Annotated in this window: 12 protein-coding genes and 1 tRNA gene; 12 read left to right on the top strand and 1 reads right to left on the bottom strand. The window is 70.6% G+C overall.

Annotated features, from left to right (window positions below; genetic code table 11):
- Positions 1-92 precede the first annotated feature (92 nt).
- Both CRV15_RS36610 and CRV15_RS07315 read left to right on the top strand, forming a co-directional pair.
- Entirely contained in the window at positions 93-287 is a 195-nt protein-coding gene (locus CRV15_RS36610; RefSeq protein WP_078504726.1) for a helix-turn-helix transcriptional regulator, read from the top strand.
- The gene (locus CRV15_RS07315) at positions 284-1,768 is read left to right on the top strand and encodes a tyrosine-type recombinase/integrase (protein ID WP_003961847.1); all 1,485 of its coding nucleotides are present in this window, start codon (positions 284-286) and stop codon (positions 1,766-1,768) included. The genes CRV15_RS36610 and CRV15_RS07315 overlap by 4 nt, the downstream gene beginning before the upstream one ends.
- Positions 1,769-1,908: 140 nt before the next feature.
- Here CRV15_RS07315 and CRV15_RS07310 read toward each other — a convergent pair.
- A tRNA-Arg gene (locus tag CRV15_RS07310) sits at positions 1,909-1,980 on the bottom strand.
- A 148-nt stretch (positions 1,981-2,128) separates the two neighbouring features.
- Between CRV15_RS07310 and CRV15_RS07305 the strand changes: the two genes are divergently transcribed.
- The 10 genes from CRV15_RS07305 to rpmE all read left to right on the top strand — a co-directional run bounded on the left by CRV15_RS07305 (position 2,129) and on the right by rpmE (position 15,524).
- Positions 2,129-2,626, top strand: a complete 498-nt coding sequence (locus tag CRV15_RS07305) for a response regulator (RefSeq protein WP_003952456.1) — start codon at positions 2,129-2,131, stop codon at positions 2,624-2,626.
- Between the two features lie 55 nt (positions 2,627-2,681).
- On the top strand, positions 2,682-3,689 hold the full coding sequence (nrtL, locus tag CRV15_RS07300; RefSeq protein WP_003952455.1) for an ArgS-related anticodon-binding protein NrtL: 1,008 nt from the start codon (positions 2,682-2,684) through the stop codon (positions 3,687-3,689).
- A gap of 10 nt (positions 3,690-3,699) precedes the next feature.
- Complete coding sequence (lysA, locus tag CRV15_RS07295) at positions 3,700-5,091, top strand: diaminopimelate decarboxylase (protein WP_003952454.1); 1,392 nt, start codon at positions 3,700-3,702, stop codon at positions 5,089-5,091.
- 99 nt (positions 5,092-5,190) lie between these two features.
- The gene (locus CRV15_RS07290; RefSeq protein ID WP_003952453.1) at positions 5,191-6,489 is read left to right on the top strand and encodes a homoserine dehydrogenase; all 1,299 of its coding nucleotides are present in this window, start codon (positions 5,191-5,193) and stop codon (positions 6,487-6,489) included.
- 6 nt (positions 6,490-6,495) lie between these two features.
- Positions 6,496-7,566 (top strand): threonine synthase, encoded by a 1,071-nt coding sequence (gene thrC, locus CRV15_RS07285; protein ID WP_003952452.1) that lies wholly within the window; start codon positions 6,496-6,498, stop codon positions 7,564-7,566.
- Positions 7,567-8,021: 455 nt separating this feature from the next.
- Positions 8,022-8,978: a homoserine kinase gene (thrB, locus tag CRV15_RS07280; RefSeq protein WP_003961850.1), complete on the top strand. Its 957-nt coding sequence runs from the start codon at positions 8,022-8,024 to the stop codon at positions 8,976-8,978.
- A 547-nt stretch (positions 8,979-9,525) separates the two neighbouring features.
- A complete protein-coding gene (gene rho / locus CRV15_RS07275; protein ID WP_003952450.1) occupies positions 9,526-11,544 on the top strand; it encodes a transcription termination factor Rho in 2,019 nt (672 codons plus the stop codon).
- 304 nt (positions 11,545-11,848) lie between these two features.
- Positions 11,849-13,639, top strand: coding sequence for a trypsin-like serine protease (locus tag CRV15_RS07270; RefSeq protein WP_003961852.1), 1,791 nt, complete (start codon positions 11,849-11,851; stop codon positions 13,637-13,639).
- Between the two features lie 317 nt (positions 13,640-13,956).
- Positions 13,957-15,162 (top strand): LCP family protein, encoded by a 1,206-nt coding sequence (locus tag CRV15_RS07265; RefSeq protein ID WP_003961853.1) that lies wholly within the window; start codon positions 13,957-13,959, stop codon positions 15,160-15,162.
- 137 nt (positions 15,163-15,299) lie between these two features.
- A complete protein-coding gene (rpmE, locus tag CRV15_RS07260; RefSeq protein ID WP_003952447.1) occupies positions 15,300-15,524 on the top strand; it encodes a 50S ribosomal protein L31 in 225 nt (74 codons plus the stop codon).
- Positions 15,525-15,630 lie beyond the last annotated feature (106 nt).

Raw genomic sequence — 15,630 nt, 5'->3', positions numbered from 1 at the left:
ATGACGCGATGACGCAGAAATCCCACCCTCGGACAACACCGCCGCCCCCGCGGCACCCGCGCAGCCCAGCCCGACCACAGAGAGGACGTGGCGTGAGTCCCAGAACCGTGGACGAGAAGATGACCATCAAGGAAGTCGTAACCGATCTCCGAGTTCCCGAGTCGACGTTCCATCGGTGGCGACAGCTCGGAAAAGGACCCCGCTCGATCAAACTCCCCAACGGGGATGTGCGCATTCGCCGCTCTGACTATGAGAGCTGGCTGACGGAACGAGAAGAAGTAGCGTGACTCAGAGCGTTAAGAGTGCGCCTCAGGATGCCCGCGAAAGTGGGCATCCTGAGGATTGGCAAGAACGAGTTTTCTCGTCGGACGTCCGGGTCTGGAAAATCAGCAAGGTGAGGAGTAAATCGGCTCCCTACCAGATCCGTTGGGTTGTGGCTGGCGATGTGAAATATGCATCGTTCGCAACGTATACGCTTGCCGACAATCGTCGTTCAGAAATACTCCAAGCGATGCGTCGGGGTGAGTCGTTCGACATCGAATCGGGGCTGCCTGAGTCCGAAGTTCGTCGGGCGGAAGCGGCTGAGGCTGCGAAGGCTGAGGAGAAACCAGATCCCACATGGTGGGCCTTCGCCCACGAGTTCATGAAGCGACGCTGGCGTACGGCGGCGGCGAAAACACGGGAAGGGCTCGCCGACAGCTTGGCGTCTGCGGCTCTGGGGATGATGGGTGACGGACCGGATGCACCGGAGCTTCTGACAGTACGCTTGGCCGTCAGATGGGCTGTCGTGCCAGGACACGAGGGCGAGGAGCCGCCAGCGGATCTGGCAGAGGTCTGCAAGTGGCTCGCGGGTAACTCCCACCCGTTGTCGTCGTTGAAGAACTCCGTCGTCGCCGAGGACGTCCATTACCGGCTGGCCTACAGGCTCGACGGAAAGCTTGCGGCCAAGGAGACGTACAAGCGGCGGCGGCGCGGTTTCAACGCGGCCATGGCGTACGCGATTCAGATGGGCTACCTGGACGAGAATCCCATCGACGGTTTGGCGCGCTATGCCACTGCACAGACCGGTTCGGTAGACCCTCGCGTGTTGATGAACAACGTGCAGGCGCAGGAATTTCTGACGGCTGTTTCATACATCGGATCGGTGCATCGGAACAGGGGAAGACGTCTTGTCCCATTTTTCGGTTGCATCATCTACGCGGCGCTGCGCCCTGCGGAAGTCGTGGGGCTGAGGGAATCCGACTGCCACCTTCCCGAGGAAGGGTGGGGAGAGATGACCGTCTGGGAGACGCGCCCCGTTTCCGGCAAGAGATGGACTGATTCAGGTGAGCGTCACGACAGGCGCGGGCTGAAGATGCGGGACCCTGATACGAAACGACGAGTACCCATTCCGCCGATTCTCGTCGCGATGCTCCGGGCACACCTGGAGGAGTTCGGCACTGCCGCTGACGGCCGCGTCTTCCAGAACGAGCGGGGCGGACTGGTCGGCACGTCCAGTTACTGGCGTGTCTGGCAGGAGGCTCGGCCGCTGGCCTTCCCGCCGTACAAGGTCGAGTCCCCGTTGGCCAGGAAGCCGTACGACGGTCGGGCGAAGGCCATCACGGACTGGCTCCGCGCCGGACTGCCCGTGGCTGAGGTCGCCCGCCGCGCCGGAACGTCCCCGGAGGTGATCGACCGCCACTACGCGGGACTCATCGACGAGAGTGAGGAGGCCGACAACGAGAAGATCGAGAAGGCCATGGGGTGGGGCCCCGCCGACCCCGCGTGAGCCGTGTGTGGCTCACGCGCTTCTCACGCACAACCAGTGGGAGACAACGAGAAAGGGCGGGAGTCAGTGAGACTGACTCCCGCCCTTCCTGAAAGGCTCCCGCCCTGGTCAGATCACCCTTCAGTTCCTTGACCCGCGAGTGCCCCCGGCAGGATTCGAACCTGCGCACACGGCTCCGGAGGCCGTTGCTCTATCCCCTGAGCTACGGGGGCGCACCATCTCCGCCGGGCTGTTGCCCCGTCGCGGTGACGAGAAGAACATTACCAGCTCCCGCGGGGTGCCCGTGAACGGGTCTTTCCGCAGGGTGCGCGGGGGCGGCCGGGGTGGTGGGCGGGGAGAGGGCGGGGTCCCCCGCAGGGGGTGGAAGTGGGGAAAACCCGGACGCCGCCGCGAGCGGGGACCTACTCTCAAGTTGTGTCAGGCGCGTCCGGCCGTGTGCTCGTTGTCGATGACAACCGGGTCATCCGGCAATTGATCAGGGTCAACCTGGAGCTGGAGGGCTTCGAGGTCGTGACCGCGGCCGATGGTGCCGAGTGCCTGGAGGTCGTGGCGGAGGTGCGGCCCGATGTGGTGACACTCGATGTCGTCATGCCACGGCTCGACGGGCTGCGGACGGCGACGCGGCTGAAGGCCGATCCGCTCACCAGCGGGGTGCCGGTGGCGATCATCAGCGCCTGTACCCAGCACGAGGTGGAGAGCGGCATCGCCGCCGGGGTCGACGCCTTTCTGGCGAAGCCCTTCGAACCGGCCGAGCTGGTCCGGGTGGTGCGGCGGCTGATGCGGCCCGAGGGGCCCGGTGGGCCGCCGGGGCCGGGCGGGCGGCGCGGGGCGGGACGGGCCGGGAGCACCCGCGGCTGACCGGATGGCGAAACGGGTTCGCGAAGGGCCCCCCTCCCTCCCCTAGGCTTGCCCTGTGACCCCCGCCGAGCTGTCCCGTACCGTGCTGCACGCCGTGTGCCGTGCGGTGGAGGACGGCGCGCTGGAGGTGCCCGTACCCGACACCGTCACGGTCGAACGGCCCCGGCCCGGGGGGCGCGGGGACTGGGCCACCACGATCGCCCTGCGGCTCGCCGGACCGGCCGGGAAGGCGCCCCGCGCGGTGGCGGAGATCCTGCGGGAGCGGATCGCCGGCACCCCCGGTATCGCCGCCGTCGAGATCACCGGCCCCGGCTTCCTCAATCTCTCCCTCGTGGACGGGAGCCAGGCCGCCCTGGTCCGCCGGGTCCTGGAGCAGGGCCCGGCGTACGGACACCGGGTGACAGGCGCCGAGGGCGCACCCCAGGTCGCTCCCGCCGCTCCCGCCGCTCCCGCCCGCCCCCGCGCCGCCGTCTGGGACGAGACCGTGCGCCGCATCGCCCGCACCCAGGGACCCGACGACCCCGCGCACCCCCGGGGCCGCGGCCGGGTCGCCCCACCCGTCGAAGCGGAAGAGGCGGAAGAGGCGGGAGGGACGGAAGCGGCCGGGCTCCTCGGGGCGGAGGCCCTGCGCTGGGCTTTTCTCTCCACCGCCGCCCACGACCGGCCCCGCCCCGGACCGCACCTGCTCCGCCAGCACGAGAGCAACCCCCTCTTCACCGTCCGCTACGCCCACGCCCGCAGCCGCGCCCTCACCCGCAACGCCGCGGCCCTGGGCTTCCGCGGCGAACCCCTGGAGCATGTCGACACCGCGCTGGACGGACTGATCGGCGACTACCCGGACGTCCTCGCGTCCGCCGCCCGGCTGCACGCGCCCGACCGGCTCGCGCGCCATCTGGAGGCCACCGCCGACGCGCTGCTCGCCTTCCAGCACACCGTCCTGCCCCGGGGCGAGGAGAAACCCTCGGCCGCCCACCGCTCCCGGCTGGCCCTCGCCGAGGCCGCCGGGACGGTGCTGGCCGGCGGCCTGTCCCTGCTCGGCGTCAGCGCCCCCGACCATCTGTGAGAGAGCCGCCATGAGTCGTTCCGCCCACCCCGCAGGGCCCCGCCACGCCGATGTCCTCCCCGAGGGCCACCACCCCGCCCCGCCCGCCGACCTCAACCGCCTCGACGCCCGGATCTGGTCCCGTACCGTCGACCGGAACGAGGACGGCGTCGCCACCGTTGGCGGACTCGATGTGACCCGGCTCGCCGAGGAGTTCGGCACCCCCGCCTACATCCTGGACGAGGACGACTTCCGCGCCCGCTGCCGCGCCTGGGCCGACGCCTTCGGCCCCGGGGCCGACGTCTTCTACGCCGGGAAGGCGTTCCTCAGCCGCGCCGTGGTCCGCTGGCTGCACGAGGAAGGGCTCAATCTCGATGTGTGCTCCGGCGGCGAGCTGCTCACCGCCCTCGACGCCGGGATGCCCGCCGACCGCATCGCCTTCCACGGCAACAACAAGTCCCTTGAGGAGATCGAGCGCGCCGTCCGGGCCGGGGTCGGACGGATCGTCCTCGACTCCTTCCAGGAGATCGCCCGGGTCGCCCATGTCGCCCAGGGCCTCGGGGTGCGCCAGCGCGTCCTGATCCGGATCACCGTCGGCGTCGAGGCGCACACCCACGAGTTCATCGCCACCGCGCACGAGGACCAGAAGTTCGGCCTGCCGCTCGCCGGCGGACAGGCGGCGGAGGGCGTGCGCCGCGCACTCGGCCTCGACGGGCTGGAGCTGATCGGCCTCCACTCCCACATCGGCTCCCAGATCTTCGACACCTCCGGCTTCGAGGTCGCCGCCCACCGCGTCGTCGGGCTGCTCCAGCAGGTCCGCGACGAGCACGGCGTCGAACTCCCCGAGATCGACCTCGGCGGCGGCCTCGGTATCGCGTACACCCCCGACGACGACCCGCGTGAACCGCGTCACATCGCCAAGGCGCTCCACGAGATCGTCACCCGTGAGTGCGAAAACGCCGGACTGCGCCCCCCGCGGATCTCCGTCGAGCCGGGCCGCGCGATCGTCGGCCCCACCGCGTTCACCCTGTACGAGGTCGGCACCATCAAGCCGCTGCCGGGGCTGCGCACCTACGTCAGCGTCGACGGGGGGATGTCCGACAACATCCGCACCGCTCTGTACGACGCCGAGTACAGCGTCTCCCTCGTCTCCCGGGTGTCCGACGCGGCCCCGATGCTCTCCCGTGTCGTCGGCAAGCACTGCGAAAGTGGTGACATCGTGGTGAAGGACGCGTTCCTTCCCGCGGACCTCGCCCCCGGCGATCTGCTCGCCGTCCCCGCGACCGGTGCGTACTGCCGCTCGATGGCCAGCAACTACAACCACGCGCTGCGCCCGCCCGTGGTGGCGGTGCGGGACGGTGCGGCACGGGTGATCGTCCGACGGGAGACGGAGGAAGATCTCCTGCGTCTCGATGTCGGTTAATTGAGATAGTTGTCTCGCATACCGGACCAAGGATAGAAACTGCCGTCCGGTGAGTGAGACTGGACCAACCGTAGAAGTGATGAGAAGCGAGGTCGGATGATGCGTACGCGTCCGCTGAAGGTGGCGCTGCTGGGCTGTGGAGTGGTCGGCTCAGAGGTGGCGCGCATCATGACGACGCACGCCGACGACCTCGCCGCCAGGATCGGCGCCCCCGTCGAACTGGCGGGGGTGGCCGTGCGCAGGCCCTCCAAGGTACGGGCGGGCATCCCGCAGGAGCTCATCACCACCGACGCCACCGCGCTCGTCAAACGCGGCGACATCGACGTCGTCATCGAGGTCATCGGCGGCATCGAGCCCGCCCGCACCCTCATCACCACCGCCTTCGAGCACGGCGCCTCCGTCGTCTCCGCCAACAAGGCGCTGCTGGCCGAGGACGGTGCGACGCTCTACGCCGCCGCCGAGCGCCACGGCCGCGACCTCTACTTCGAGGCCGCGGTCGCCGGGGCGATCCCGCTGATCAGGCCGTTGCGCGAGTCCCTCGCCGGGGACAAGGTCAACCGGGTGCTCGGCATCGTCAACGGCACCACCAACTTCATCCTGGACCGGATGGACAGCTCCGGCGCCGGCTACACCGAGGCCCTGGACGAGGCCACCGCGCTCGGCTACGCCGAGGCCGACCCCACCGCCGACGTCGAGGGCTTCGACGCCGCCGCCAAGGCCGCCATCCTCGCCGGGATCGCCTTCCACACCCGGGTCCGGCTCGACGATGTGCACCGCGAGGGGCTGACCGAGGTCACCGCCGCCGACATGGCCTCGGCCCGGCGGATGGGCTGCACCGTCAAGCTGCTCGCCATCTGCGAGCGCGCCGCCGACGGCCGGTCGGTCACGGCCCGGGTGCACCCCGCGATGATCCCGCTCAGCCACCCGCTCGCCTCCGTGCGCGAGGCGTACAACGCGGTCTTCGTCGAGTCGGAGGCCGCCGGGCAGCTCATGTTCTACGGCCCGGGCGCCGGCGGTGCCCCCACCGCGTCCGCCGTCCTCGGCGACCTCGTCGCCGTGTGCCGCAACAAGCTCGCCGGTGCGACAGGGCCGGGGGAGTCCGCGTACACCCAGCTCCCCGTGAGCCCCATGGGCGAGGTGGTCACGCGGTACCACATCAGTCTCGACGTGGCCGACAAGCCGGGTGTCCTCGCCCAGGTCGCGACGGTCTTCGCCGAGCACGGGGTGTCGATCGACACCGTGCGCCAGCAAGGACGACAGGACTCCTCCGGCGAGGCGTCGCTCGTCGTCGTCACCCACCGCGCGCCCGACGCCGCCCTTCAGGGGACCGTCGAGGCGCTGCGCTCGCTCGACACCGTGCGCGGTGTCGCCAGCATCATGCGTGTTGAAGGGGAGTAAGGACCCATGACCAACCAGGGCACCCACCAGTGGCGGGGCATCATCGAGGAGTACCGGGACCGGCTTCCGGTCACGGACACCACGCCGGTCGTCACGCTCCGTGAGGGTGGTACGCCGCTCGTCCCCGCCCAGGTCCTCTCCGAGCGCACGGGCTGCGAGGTCCATCTCAAGGTCGAGGGCGCCAACCCCACCGGCTCCTTCAAGGACCGGGGGATGACGATGGCGATCACCCGTGCCAAGGAGGAGGGCGCCAAGGCCGTCATCTGCGCCTCCACCGGCAACACCTCCGCCTCGGCCGCCGCGTACGCGGTTCGGGCCGGGATGGTCTGCGCGGTGCTCGTCCCGCAGGGCAAGATCGCGCTGGGCAAGATGGGCCAGGCGCTTGTCTACGGCTCGAAGATCCTCCAGGTCGACGGCAACTTCGACGACTGCCTCAACCTGGCGCGGAGCCTGTCCGAGAACTACCCGGTAGCGCTGGTCAACTCGGTCAACCCGTATCGGATCGAGGGTCAGAAGACCGCCTCCTTCGAGATCGTCGACGCCCTGGGCGACGCCCCCGACATCCATGTGCTGCCGGTGGGCAACGCGGGCAACATCACCGCGTACTGGAAGGGGTACCGGGAGTACGCGGCCGACGGGGTCAGCAGCCGTACGCCCCGCATGTGGGGCTTCCAGGCGTCGGGCTCCGCCCCGATCGTCCGCGGCGAGGTCGTCAAGGACCCGTCCACCATCGCCACCGCCATCCGGATCGGCAACCCGGCCTCCTGGCAGCAGGCGCTGGCCGCGCGCGACGAGTCCGGCGGCCTCATCGACGAGGTGACGGACCGTGAGATCCTGCGGGCCTACCGGCTGTTGGCCGCGCAGGAGGGCGTCTTCGTGGAGCCCGCCTCCGCGGCGTCCGTCGCCGGTCTGCTCAAGGCCGCCGAGGCGGGCAGGGTCGACCCGGGCCAGCGGATCGTCTGCACCGTGACCGGAAACGGACTCAAGGACCCCGACTGGGCCGTCGCGGGCGCCCCGCAGCCGGTCACCGTGCCGGTGGACGCGGCCTCGGCCGCCGAGCGGCTGGGTCTCGCGTAACGGCGCTCGGCGCATCGGGCGGCGTCCGGCCGTACGCGATCCCCACACGATCGCGTACGGCCGGGCGCGCCAGGCCGGTTCTCCCTGGCCGTAAGCGTTCCGCGACGGTGTCCGCACGGTCCGTGCCGACGGTCCCGTCGAGATCCGTGGCCCGTACCGGGAGAAGAAAAGCCCTACCCCAGTGGAAAGCCCGGCAAGCGGGGCAACGGCGCATGTAGAGGCACGGACGGCTTGCGACACGCATCGTGCGCCTGCTGTGCGCCCTATGTCGCCGCAGAACCTTCCTTCGATAGGCTGTACCGAACCAGCCCCGCCGCATATGCCGCGGTGCAGCCGCCGTGATGGCCCCCGGGCGTTCGATCCCGCCCCGCAGCGTCCCGACCCCGTAGCCAGAGCGTCCGCCGTCAGAACGTCCAGAACATCTCGCAGTCAGAACCAAGGAGTGTCATCGAGCGATGGCCGGTCCAGCGTTCCGTGCCGCCGCCGTCCGGGTGCGCGTGCCTGCCACCAGCGCCAATCTCGGCCCGGGCTTCGACGCCCTCGGGCTGTCCCTCGGGCTCTACGACGATGTCGTCGTCCGGGTGGCGGACTCCGGTCTGCACATCGACATCGCGGGTGAGGGCGCGTCCACCCTGCCGCGTGACGAGAGTCACCTTCTCGTGCGCTCCCTGCGCACGGCGTTCGACCTGCTCGGGGGGCAGCCGCGCGGCCTGGAGGTGGTCTGCGCCAACCGCATCCCGCACGGCCGGGGCCTCGGCTCCTCCTCGGCGGCCATCTGCGCCGGGATCGTCGCCGCCCGCGCCGTGACCATAGGCGGGGAGTCCCGTCTCGACGACACCGCCCTGCTGGAGCTGGCCACCGAGATCGAGGGCCACCCCGACAATGTGGCGGCGTGCCTCTTCGGTGGTTTCACTCTCGCCTGGACCGACGGGGGAGCCGCCCGGGCCATCAGGATGGAGCCCGCCGATTCCGTCGTTCCGGTGGTTTTCGTCCCCGAGAAGCCGGTGCTCACCCAGACGGCGCGCGGACTGCTGCCGCCGACCGTCCCCCATGTGGACGCCGCCGCCAACGCGGGCCGTGCCGCACTGCTCGTCGAGGCCCTGACCAGGCGTCCCGAGCTGCTGCTGCCCGCCACCGAGGACCGGCTCCACCAGGAGTACCGGGCTCCGGCGATGCCGCAGAGCGCCGACCTGGTCAACCGACTGCGCGCGGACGGCGTCCCCGCGGTCATCTCCGGTGCGGGCCCGACGGTGCTCGCACTGGCCGAGGACAGCGCGGCCGAGAAGGTCGCGCGACTGGCGGGGGAGGGGTGGGCCGCCAACCGGCTCGCCTTCGACACCGCGGGCGCGAGCGTCCTGCCGCTCACTCCCGCGGGTGCCGCGTCCGCCGGTGGCGAGGCGTCCGCGCACTAGCCCCGCACGGGCACGGAAACGGTGGGCGGCCGAGCCGTGCGCGAGCGCCCGGGGCCCGGACCAGCAGGTCCGGGACGTGTCCGGGGAACGTGGGTCCGTCGGGCGGCACCGGGACATGCCGGTGAATCGCCGTGACACGAGATTGCCGGTGATGGAGAGGGGGAATGTTTGTTGGAGCCGGTAGTGTTAACCTCAAGTCTGCAACCAAAGCCATTGCGGCTTGGTTCTCCGTGTCCCGATCATGATTCGGGGCCGCCCATTCTTCCGGGAGCCTCCCCAACTGCCTGAGCAGCCTGCCTGAGCAGTTGCGAGCACGCTCCGGAACCGGCACGTAACCTCCCGCTCCGCCACGGAGTGGGCCGAGCAGGGGGACTCGGGCCGGACCGCATGTATCTGATTTCACCGATTCACTGATGTCACCTTTCCTCGCCGTACCAGAACCGGCGGGGACCACCGCCCCGACCGGTCCGCACACGGACCGCAGTCGGACAGCACAACCGGTCGCCGAGCCAGAAAGGCCGACGTCCGCTCCAGGGAAGGACCCTTCGTGAGCGACACCACCGATCTGATGGGCGTGAGCGCCGACAGCAACGTCGACACCTCCGCGCCCGCCGCGGGTGCTGCCTCCGGCACCACCTCACGGCGCCGCCGTTCCGGCACCGGCCTGGAGGGCATGGTCCTGGCCGAGCTCCAGCAGGTCGCTTCCGGCCTCGGTATCAGGGGCACCGCGCGCATGCGCAAGAGCCAGCTGATCGAGGTCATCAAGGAGGCGCAGGCCGGCGGCTCAGCCACCGGCGCCAAGGCGGCGGACTCCGCCGCCAAGGGCGCGGAGACCGAGACGAAGCCGAAGCGCCGCGCAACCTCCAAGGCCCGTACGGGCGAGAGCGCCGCCGCCAAGGCCGCGACCGCCGCCGAGAAGGCCGCCGGCCAGCAGCAGATCGAGATCCCGGGCCAGCCGTCGCCGAAGCCCGCCGCTGCGGAGCAGGCCGCCGCCGACGAGCAGCCGGTCGCCGAGCGCCGCCGCCGCCGGGCCACCGCGCCCGCGGGCAGCCCCGACGCCCAGACCGAGGCGAAGGCCGAGTCGGCCGTCGAGGTCAAGGAGAAGGCCGAGGAGCGTCCCGAGTCCAGGACCGACGCCGCCGTCGCCGCCTCCGCACAGGGCCAGGACGGCGAGGGCCGCCGCGAGCGCGGCCGGGGCGACCGCCGGGAGCGCCAGCGCGACCGCCGCGGCAGCAAGGGCGACGACCAGCAGCAGGGCGGCCAGCGCCAGCAGCAGGGCGGCCCGTCGCAGCGTCAGAGCAGCGTCCCGCAGGACGACTTCGACGACGAGGCCGGTGGCCGCCGCGGTCGCCGCGGCCGTTACCGCGACCGTCGCGGCCGTCGCGGCCGTGACGAGTTCACGAACGAGCCGCAGGTCTCCGACGACGACGTCCTGATCCCCGTCGCGGGCATCCTCGACATCCTCGACAACTACGCGTTCATCCGGACCTCCGGCTACCTGCCGGGCCCCAACGACGTGTACGTCTCCCTCGCCCAGGTCCGCAAGAACGGGCTGCGCAAGGGTGACCACGTCACCGGCGCGGTCCGGCAGCCGAAGGAGGGCGAGCGCCGCGAGAAGTTCAACGCGCTGGTCCGGCTGGACTCGGTCAACGGCATGGCCCCGGAGTCGGGCCGCGGCCGCCCCGAGTTCAACAAGCTGACCCCGCTCTACCCGCAGGACCGGCTCCGGCTGGAGACCGACCCGGGCGTGCTGACCACGCGGATCATTGATCTGGTGTCGCCGATCGGCAAGGGCCAGCGCGGTCTGATCGTGGCCCCGCCGAAGACCGGCAAGACCATGATCCTCCAGGCCATCGCCAACGCGATCACGGTCAACAGCCCCGAGTGCCATCTGATGGTCGTCCTCGTCGACGAGCGGCCCGAAGAGGTCACCGACATGCAGCGGTCGGTCAAGGGAGAGGTCATCTCCTCGACCTTCGACCGCCCGGCAGAGGACCACACCACTGTCGCCGAGCTGGCCATCGAGCGCGCCAAGCGCCTGGTGGAGCTGGGCCACGACGTGGTCGTCCTGCTGGACTCCATCACCCGTCTGGGCCGTGCGTACAACCTCGCGGCCCCCGCCTCCGGACGCATCCTCTCCGGTGGTGTCGACTCGACCGCGCTCTACCCGCCGAAGCGCTTCTTCGGCGCCGCGCGCAACATCGAGGACGGCGGCTCGCTGACCATCCTGGCCACCGCGCTGGTCGACACCGGCTCGCGGATGGACGAGGTGATCTTCGAGGAGTTCAAGGGCACCGGCAACATGGAGCTCAAGCTCGACCGGAAGCTCTCGGACAAGCGCATCTTCCCGGCGGTGGACGTCGACGCGTCCAGCACCCGCAAGGAGGAGATCCTCCTCGGCAGCGAGGAGCTGGCCATCGTCTGGAAGCTGCGCCGGGTGCTGCACGCGCTCGACCAGCAGCAGGCGATCGAGCTGCTGCTCGACAAGATGAAGCAGACGAAGTCGAACGCCGAGTTCCTGCTCCAGATCCAGAAGACCACCCCGTCGATCTCCAACGGAGACTGACGCACGGTCGGCGATCCACCGGAACGCCCCGCCACCCTTGAGGTGGCGGGGCGTTCCGCTTTTCCGCGTGCGGGGGTCATTTCCCGGGGATAGGGGCCCGGGGTGGCCAACGGCCCTGACTCGCACATACGATCGGGCCATCACAGGTGGGGGTTCCTGGGGGGCTCCGGGGGGATTCACCCTGCGCCGTGCGGGCTCCGGCCCCGGCGCACGCTGTCCCCCGCGCTCTTCCGCGCCCCACCGCCGCACTTCCGGCGGGGCCTCGGAGGCCCCGCCGGTCCGAACAGCCCGAGGTGGACACCGAGTGCCCCACAGCACCCGTACGCGCCGGATCAGACATGAGATACCCGCCGCCCTGACCGTTCTGGCTCTGGCGGGCACCGGCCTGCTGAGCGGTAGCGCCCACGCCGCCGGGACGGCCCCCGCGCAGGCTCCCGTCCAGAACTCCGCCGCCGTGACCCCGGCCGGTCAGCAGCCCGAGGTGCCCTCGCAGGGCGAACTCCGCGAGCGGGTCGCCGAAGCGCTCACAGCGATCCGGGCGAAGGGCGACAAGCTCCCCGTCAGGCCCTCGCCCGGCGGCGAGGGCAGCACCGGGCCGAGCGCCCGCATCATCGGCGGCAAGACCACGACGATCTCCTCCGCGCCCTGGATGGCGCAGCTCTACTTCAAGGACGCGTTCGGCGACCTCTTCTCCTGCGGTGGCGCCGTGGTCGCCCCCACGAAGATCGTCACCGCCGCCCACTGCGTCAGCGGCATCGACTTCCGCAAGACCGGGGCCGTCATCACCGGCGCCACCCAGACACCCGTCTTCACCGGGCGGGACGACGCCGACGGACGGCCCCTCCTCAATCTGCGCGGCGGTGAGCTGCGCGCCGTCGTCCGGCAGTGGCACCATCCCAAGTACGACGACTGGACGCTCAACAACGACATCGCGGTGCTCACGCTCGCGAGCGGTGTCCAGGCGAAGCCGCTGCCGGTCCTGAAGCCCACCGACACCGGGCTCTACAAGGCCGCGACGGACGGCAAGGTGTACGGCTGGGGCCGTACCGGCTCCGGCCCCACCGCCGGTGGCTCCGAGGTGCTGAAGGTCGCCGACGCGGACGCCCAGTCGGACGCCAACTGCAAGAGGGCGTACGGCTCGGAGTTCTTCGCCGGGACGATGTACTGCGCCGGTGCCGCCCCCACGGGCAAGGACAGCACCACCGAGACCAGTTGCCACGGCGACTCCGGCGGCCCGCTGGTGGCCGGCGGCAAGCTGGCCGGTGTGGTCTCCTGGGGCGACCCCGACTGCGCCGCCAAGGGCAAGTACGGCGTCTACACCAAGGTCAGCGCCTTCCAGTCGGCCATCAGGGCGCAGATCCACGATGCCAACTGGAACCGGGACCGCTACGCCGATCTGGTCGCCCGCCGCGGCGACACCCTCTTCCACTGGTCCTCCACCGGCAAGACGCTGGTCCGCAAGGAGGAACTGGGGAACTTCTCCGGCGCGAACATCCTGTTCCAGACGGACCTGGACCGGGACGACCGCCAGGACCTGGTCTGGCGGGACGCCGCGGGCGGTGTCCAGTGGAAGCGGGGCGGCGGCGCGACCACGACGATCGTCAAGGACTGGCGGGACCAGCGGCAGATCCTCGCCCCGGGCGATCTGAGCGGTGACGAGATCCCCGACCTGATGACCGTCACCTCCAAGGGCAGTGCCTATCTGCACGCGGGCACCGGCAAGGGCACCTTCGGCGCGCCGGTCCTGATCGGTCCCGGCTGGCAGCAGTTCGACATGGTGCGTGGCCACGGCGACTTCAGCAACGACGGCCGGGCCGATGTCCTGGCCCGGGGCGCGGGCGGCAAGACCTACCTCTACCAGGGCACGGGCGACGCCAAGAAGCCGTTCCTGGCCCGGGTCGAGGTGGCCGCCTTCAGCAGCCTCAACGCCCTGATCACCACCGGCGACATGAACGGCGACGGCCGCGCGGACCTGCTGGCCCGCGACACCGCCAACAGGCTGTGGCTCTACCCGGGCACCGGCTCGGCGACGAAGCCCTTCGGGACCCGGACCCAGTTCGGCAGCGGCTGGCAGAACTACAACCTGTTCGGCTGATTCCGCTGTCCCAGGACCCTGTGGCCACCGTGCGTCGACGCACGGTGGCCACAGGGGTCTCCGCCGGGAGGCGCGGCAGAGTCCTTCGGGCAGTTTTTGCCGGGGCTTGAATTTTCCATGGGGGATTCAATACTGGTGGGAGTCGGCCGAAAGCATTCTGTGACCGTCCTCCTCTCAGGCTGTTCTCACCCGCCTGTGCAACCCTTTTCCTCCTCTCGCCGTCTCCCCAGTGGCGGAGCAAAAATTGACAGGGCAGGCAAACCGCTCCTGATCGGTTCAGCGGGGGAAGCGGCGCACGGAATGGAGCCGAGGAGACCATGGGCGAGCAGAGCAGCGGCCGAATAGGCGGCAGCCGCGGCAGGCGGCGCAGAAAGCCGTCCACGGCGCGCAGGGCCGGCGGTGTGGCCGCCTGGTCCCTGGTGGGGCTGCTGCTCGTGGGCGGGGCGGGCGCGGGCTATGTCTACCTCAAGCTCGACGGCAATCTCGACGGCATCGACATCAACGCCCGGCTGGGCACCGACCGCCCCGACGACGTCGACAACGGCTCGCTCGACATCCTGCTGCTGGGCTCGGACTCCCGCGCCGGGGCGAACGCCGGATACGGCGGCGAGGACGAGGGGGCCCGCGCGGACACGGCGATGGTCGTCCACCTCCACGAGGGCCGCAAGAAGGCGAGCGTCGTCTCCATCCCGCGCGACACCCTCATCACCCGCCCCGAGTGCACGGACCGCGAGGACCGGCCGGTGCCCGCGCAGAACCGGGTCATGTTCAACACGGCGTACGAGGTCGGCGGGCCCGCCTGCGCGGTGAAGACCGTCGAGCGGATGTCCGGCATCCGGATGGACCACTACATCGAGGTCGACTTCACCGGCTTCAAGAAGCTCGTCGACGCCCTCGGCGGGGTGGAGATCACCACCAACCAGGCGATCAAGGATCCGAAGAGCCATCTCGATCTCTCGCCCGGCACCCACACCCTGAACGGCGAGCAGTCCCTCGGCCTCGTCCGGACCCGCAAGAGCGTCGGCGACGGCAGCGACCTCGGCCGCATCCAGCTCCAGCAGGCGTTCATGAAGGCGCTCATCAACCAGGTCAAGGAGGTGGGGGTGCTCACCAGCCCCACCAAGCTCCTCGACATCGCCGACACCGCGACCAAGGCGATCACCCCCGACTCCGAGCTGGACTCCGTCGGCGAGCTGACCGGTTTCGCCAAGGGCCTGACCGGCCTCGACGCCCAGGACGTCACCATGGTGACCATGCCGGTCGAGTACGACCCGATCGACCCCAACCGGGTGATCCCGCTGCGCGGCGCGGCCCAGCAGGTCTGGACGGCGCTCCACCTGGACCGCCCCATCCCGGCCGCGGCGCTCGTGGACTCCGCGGGCGACAAGGGCGTGGCGGGCTCGGTGGTGCGCGGCGGTACGGCACCCGCCGACCCGGGCGCCGCGCAGGACGCCGAGGGCCGGAGCGGCACCTCGGCCGGGTCCGGGGACACCGGCCCGGCGACGGGGAACGGCGGCGGCTGAGGGGCCGGGGAATAGCCGGGCGGTCACCCCGGTTTTGGGAGATACGGCCGGTCCTGGCAGACTGGTACGTCGGCCCCGGTTCACGCGCGGACAATCCGCCCGGGCGACCCGGAGCCCTCCCGAAACTAGGAGACACCTTGAAGCGCGACATCCACCCCGAGTACGTCGAGACGCAGGTCAGCTGCACCTGTGGCGCGGCGTTCACGACTCGCAGCACCATCGGCAGCGGCAGCGTCCGCGCCGAGGTCTGCTCCGAGTGCCACCCGTTCTACACGGGCAAGCAGAAGATCCTCGACACCGGTGGCCGTGTGGCCCGCTTCGAGGCCCGCTTCGGCAAGGCTGCCGGCTCCGGCAAGAAGTAGCGAGCCAACTGCGCCGGTCCTCGGCCGCCCCTGCGGGCGCGGCCGGGACCGGCGCTTTGCCGTCCCGCCAGCCGAAGCTGGGGTTCCGGGGCCCCAGGCGGACCGG

The sequence above is a fragment of the Streptomyces clavuligerus genome, from assembly GCF_005519465.1.
In the GTDB taxonomy this organism is placed as follows: domain Bacteria; phylum Actinomycetota; class Actinomycetes; order Streptomycetales; family Streptomycetaceae; genus Streptomyces; species Streptomyces clavuligerus.
This window is presented reverse-complemented; position numbering and strand designations above follow the sequence as displayed.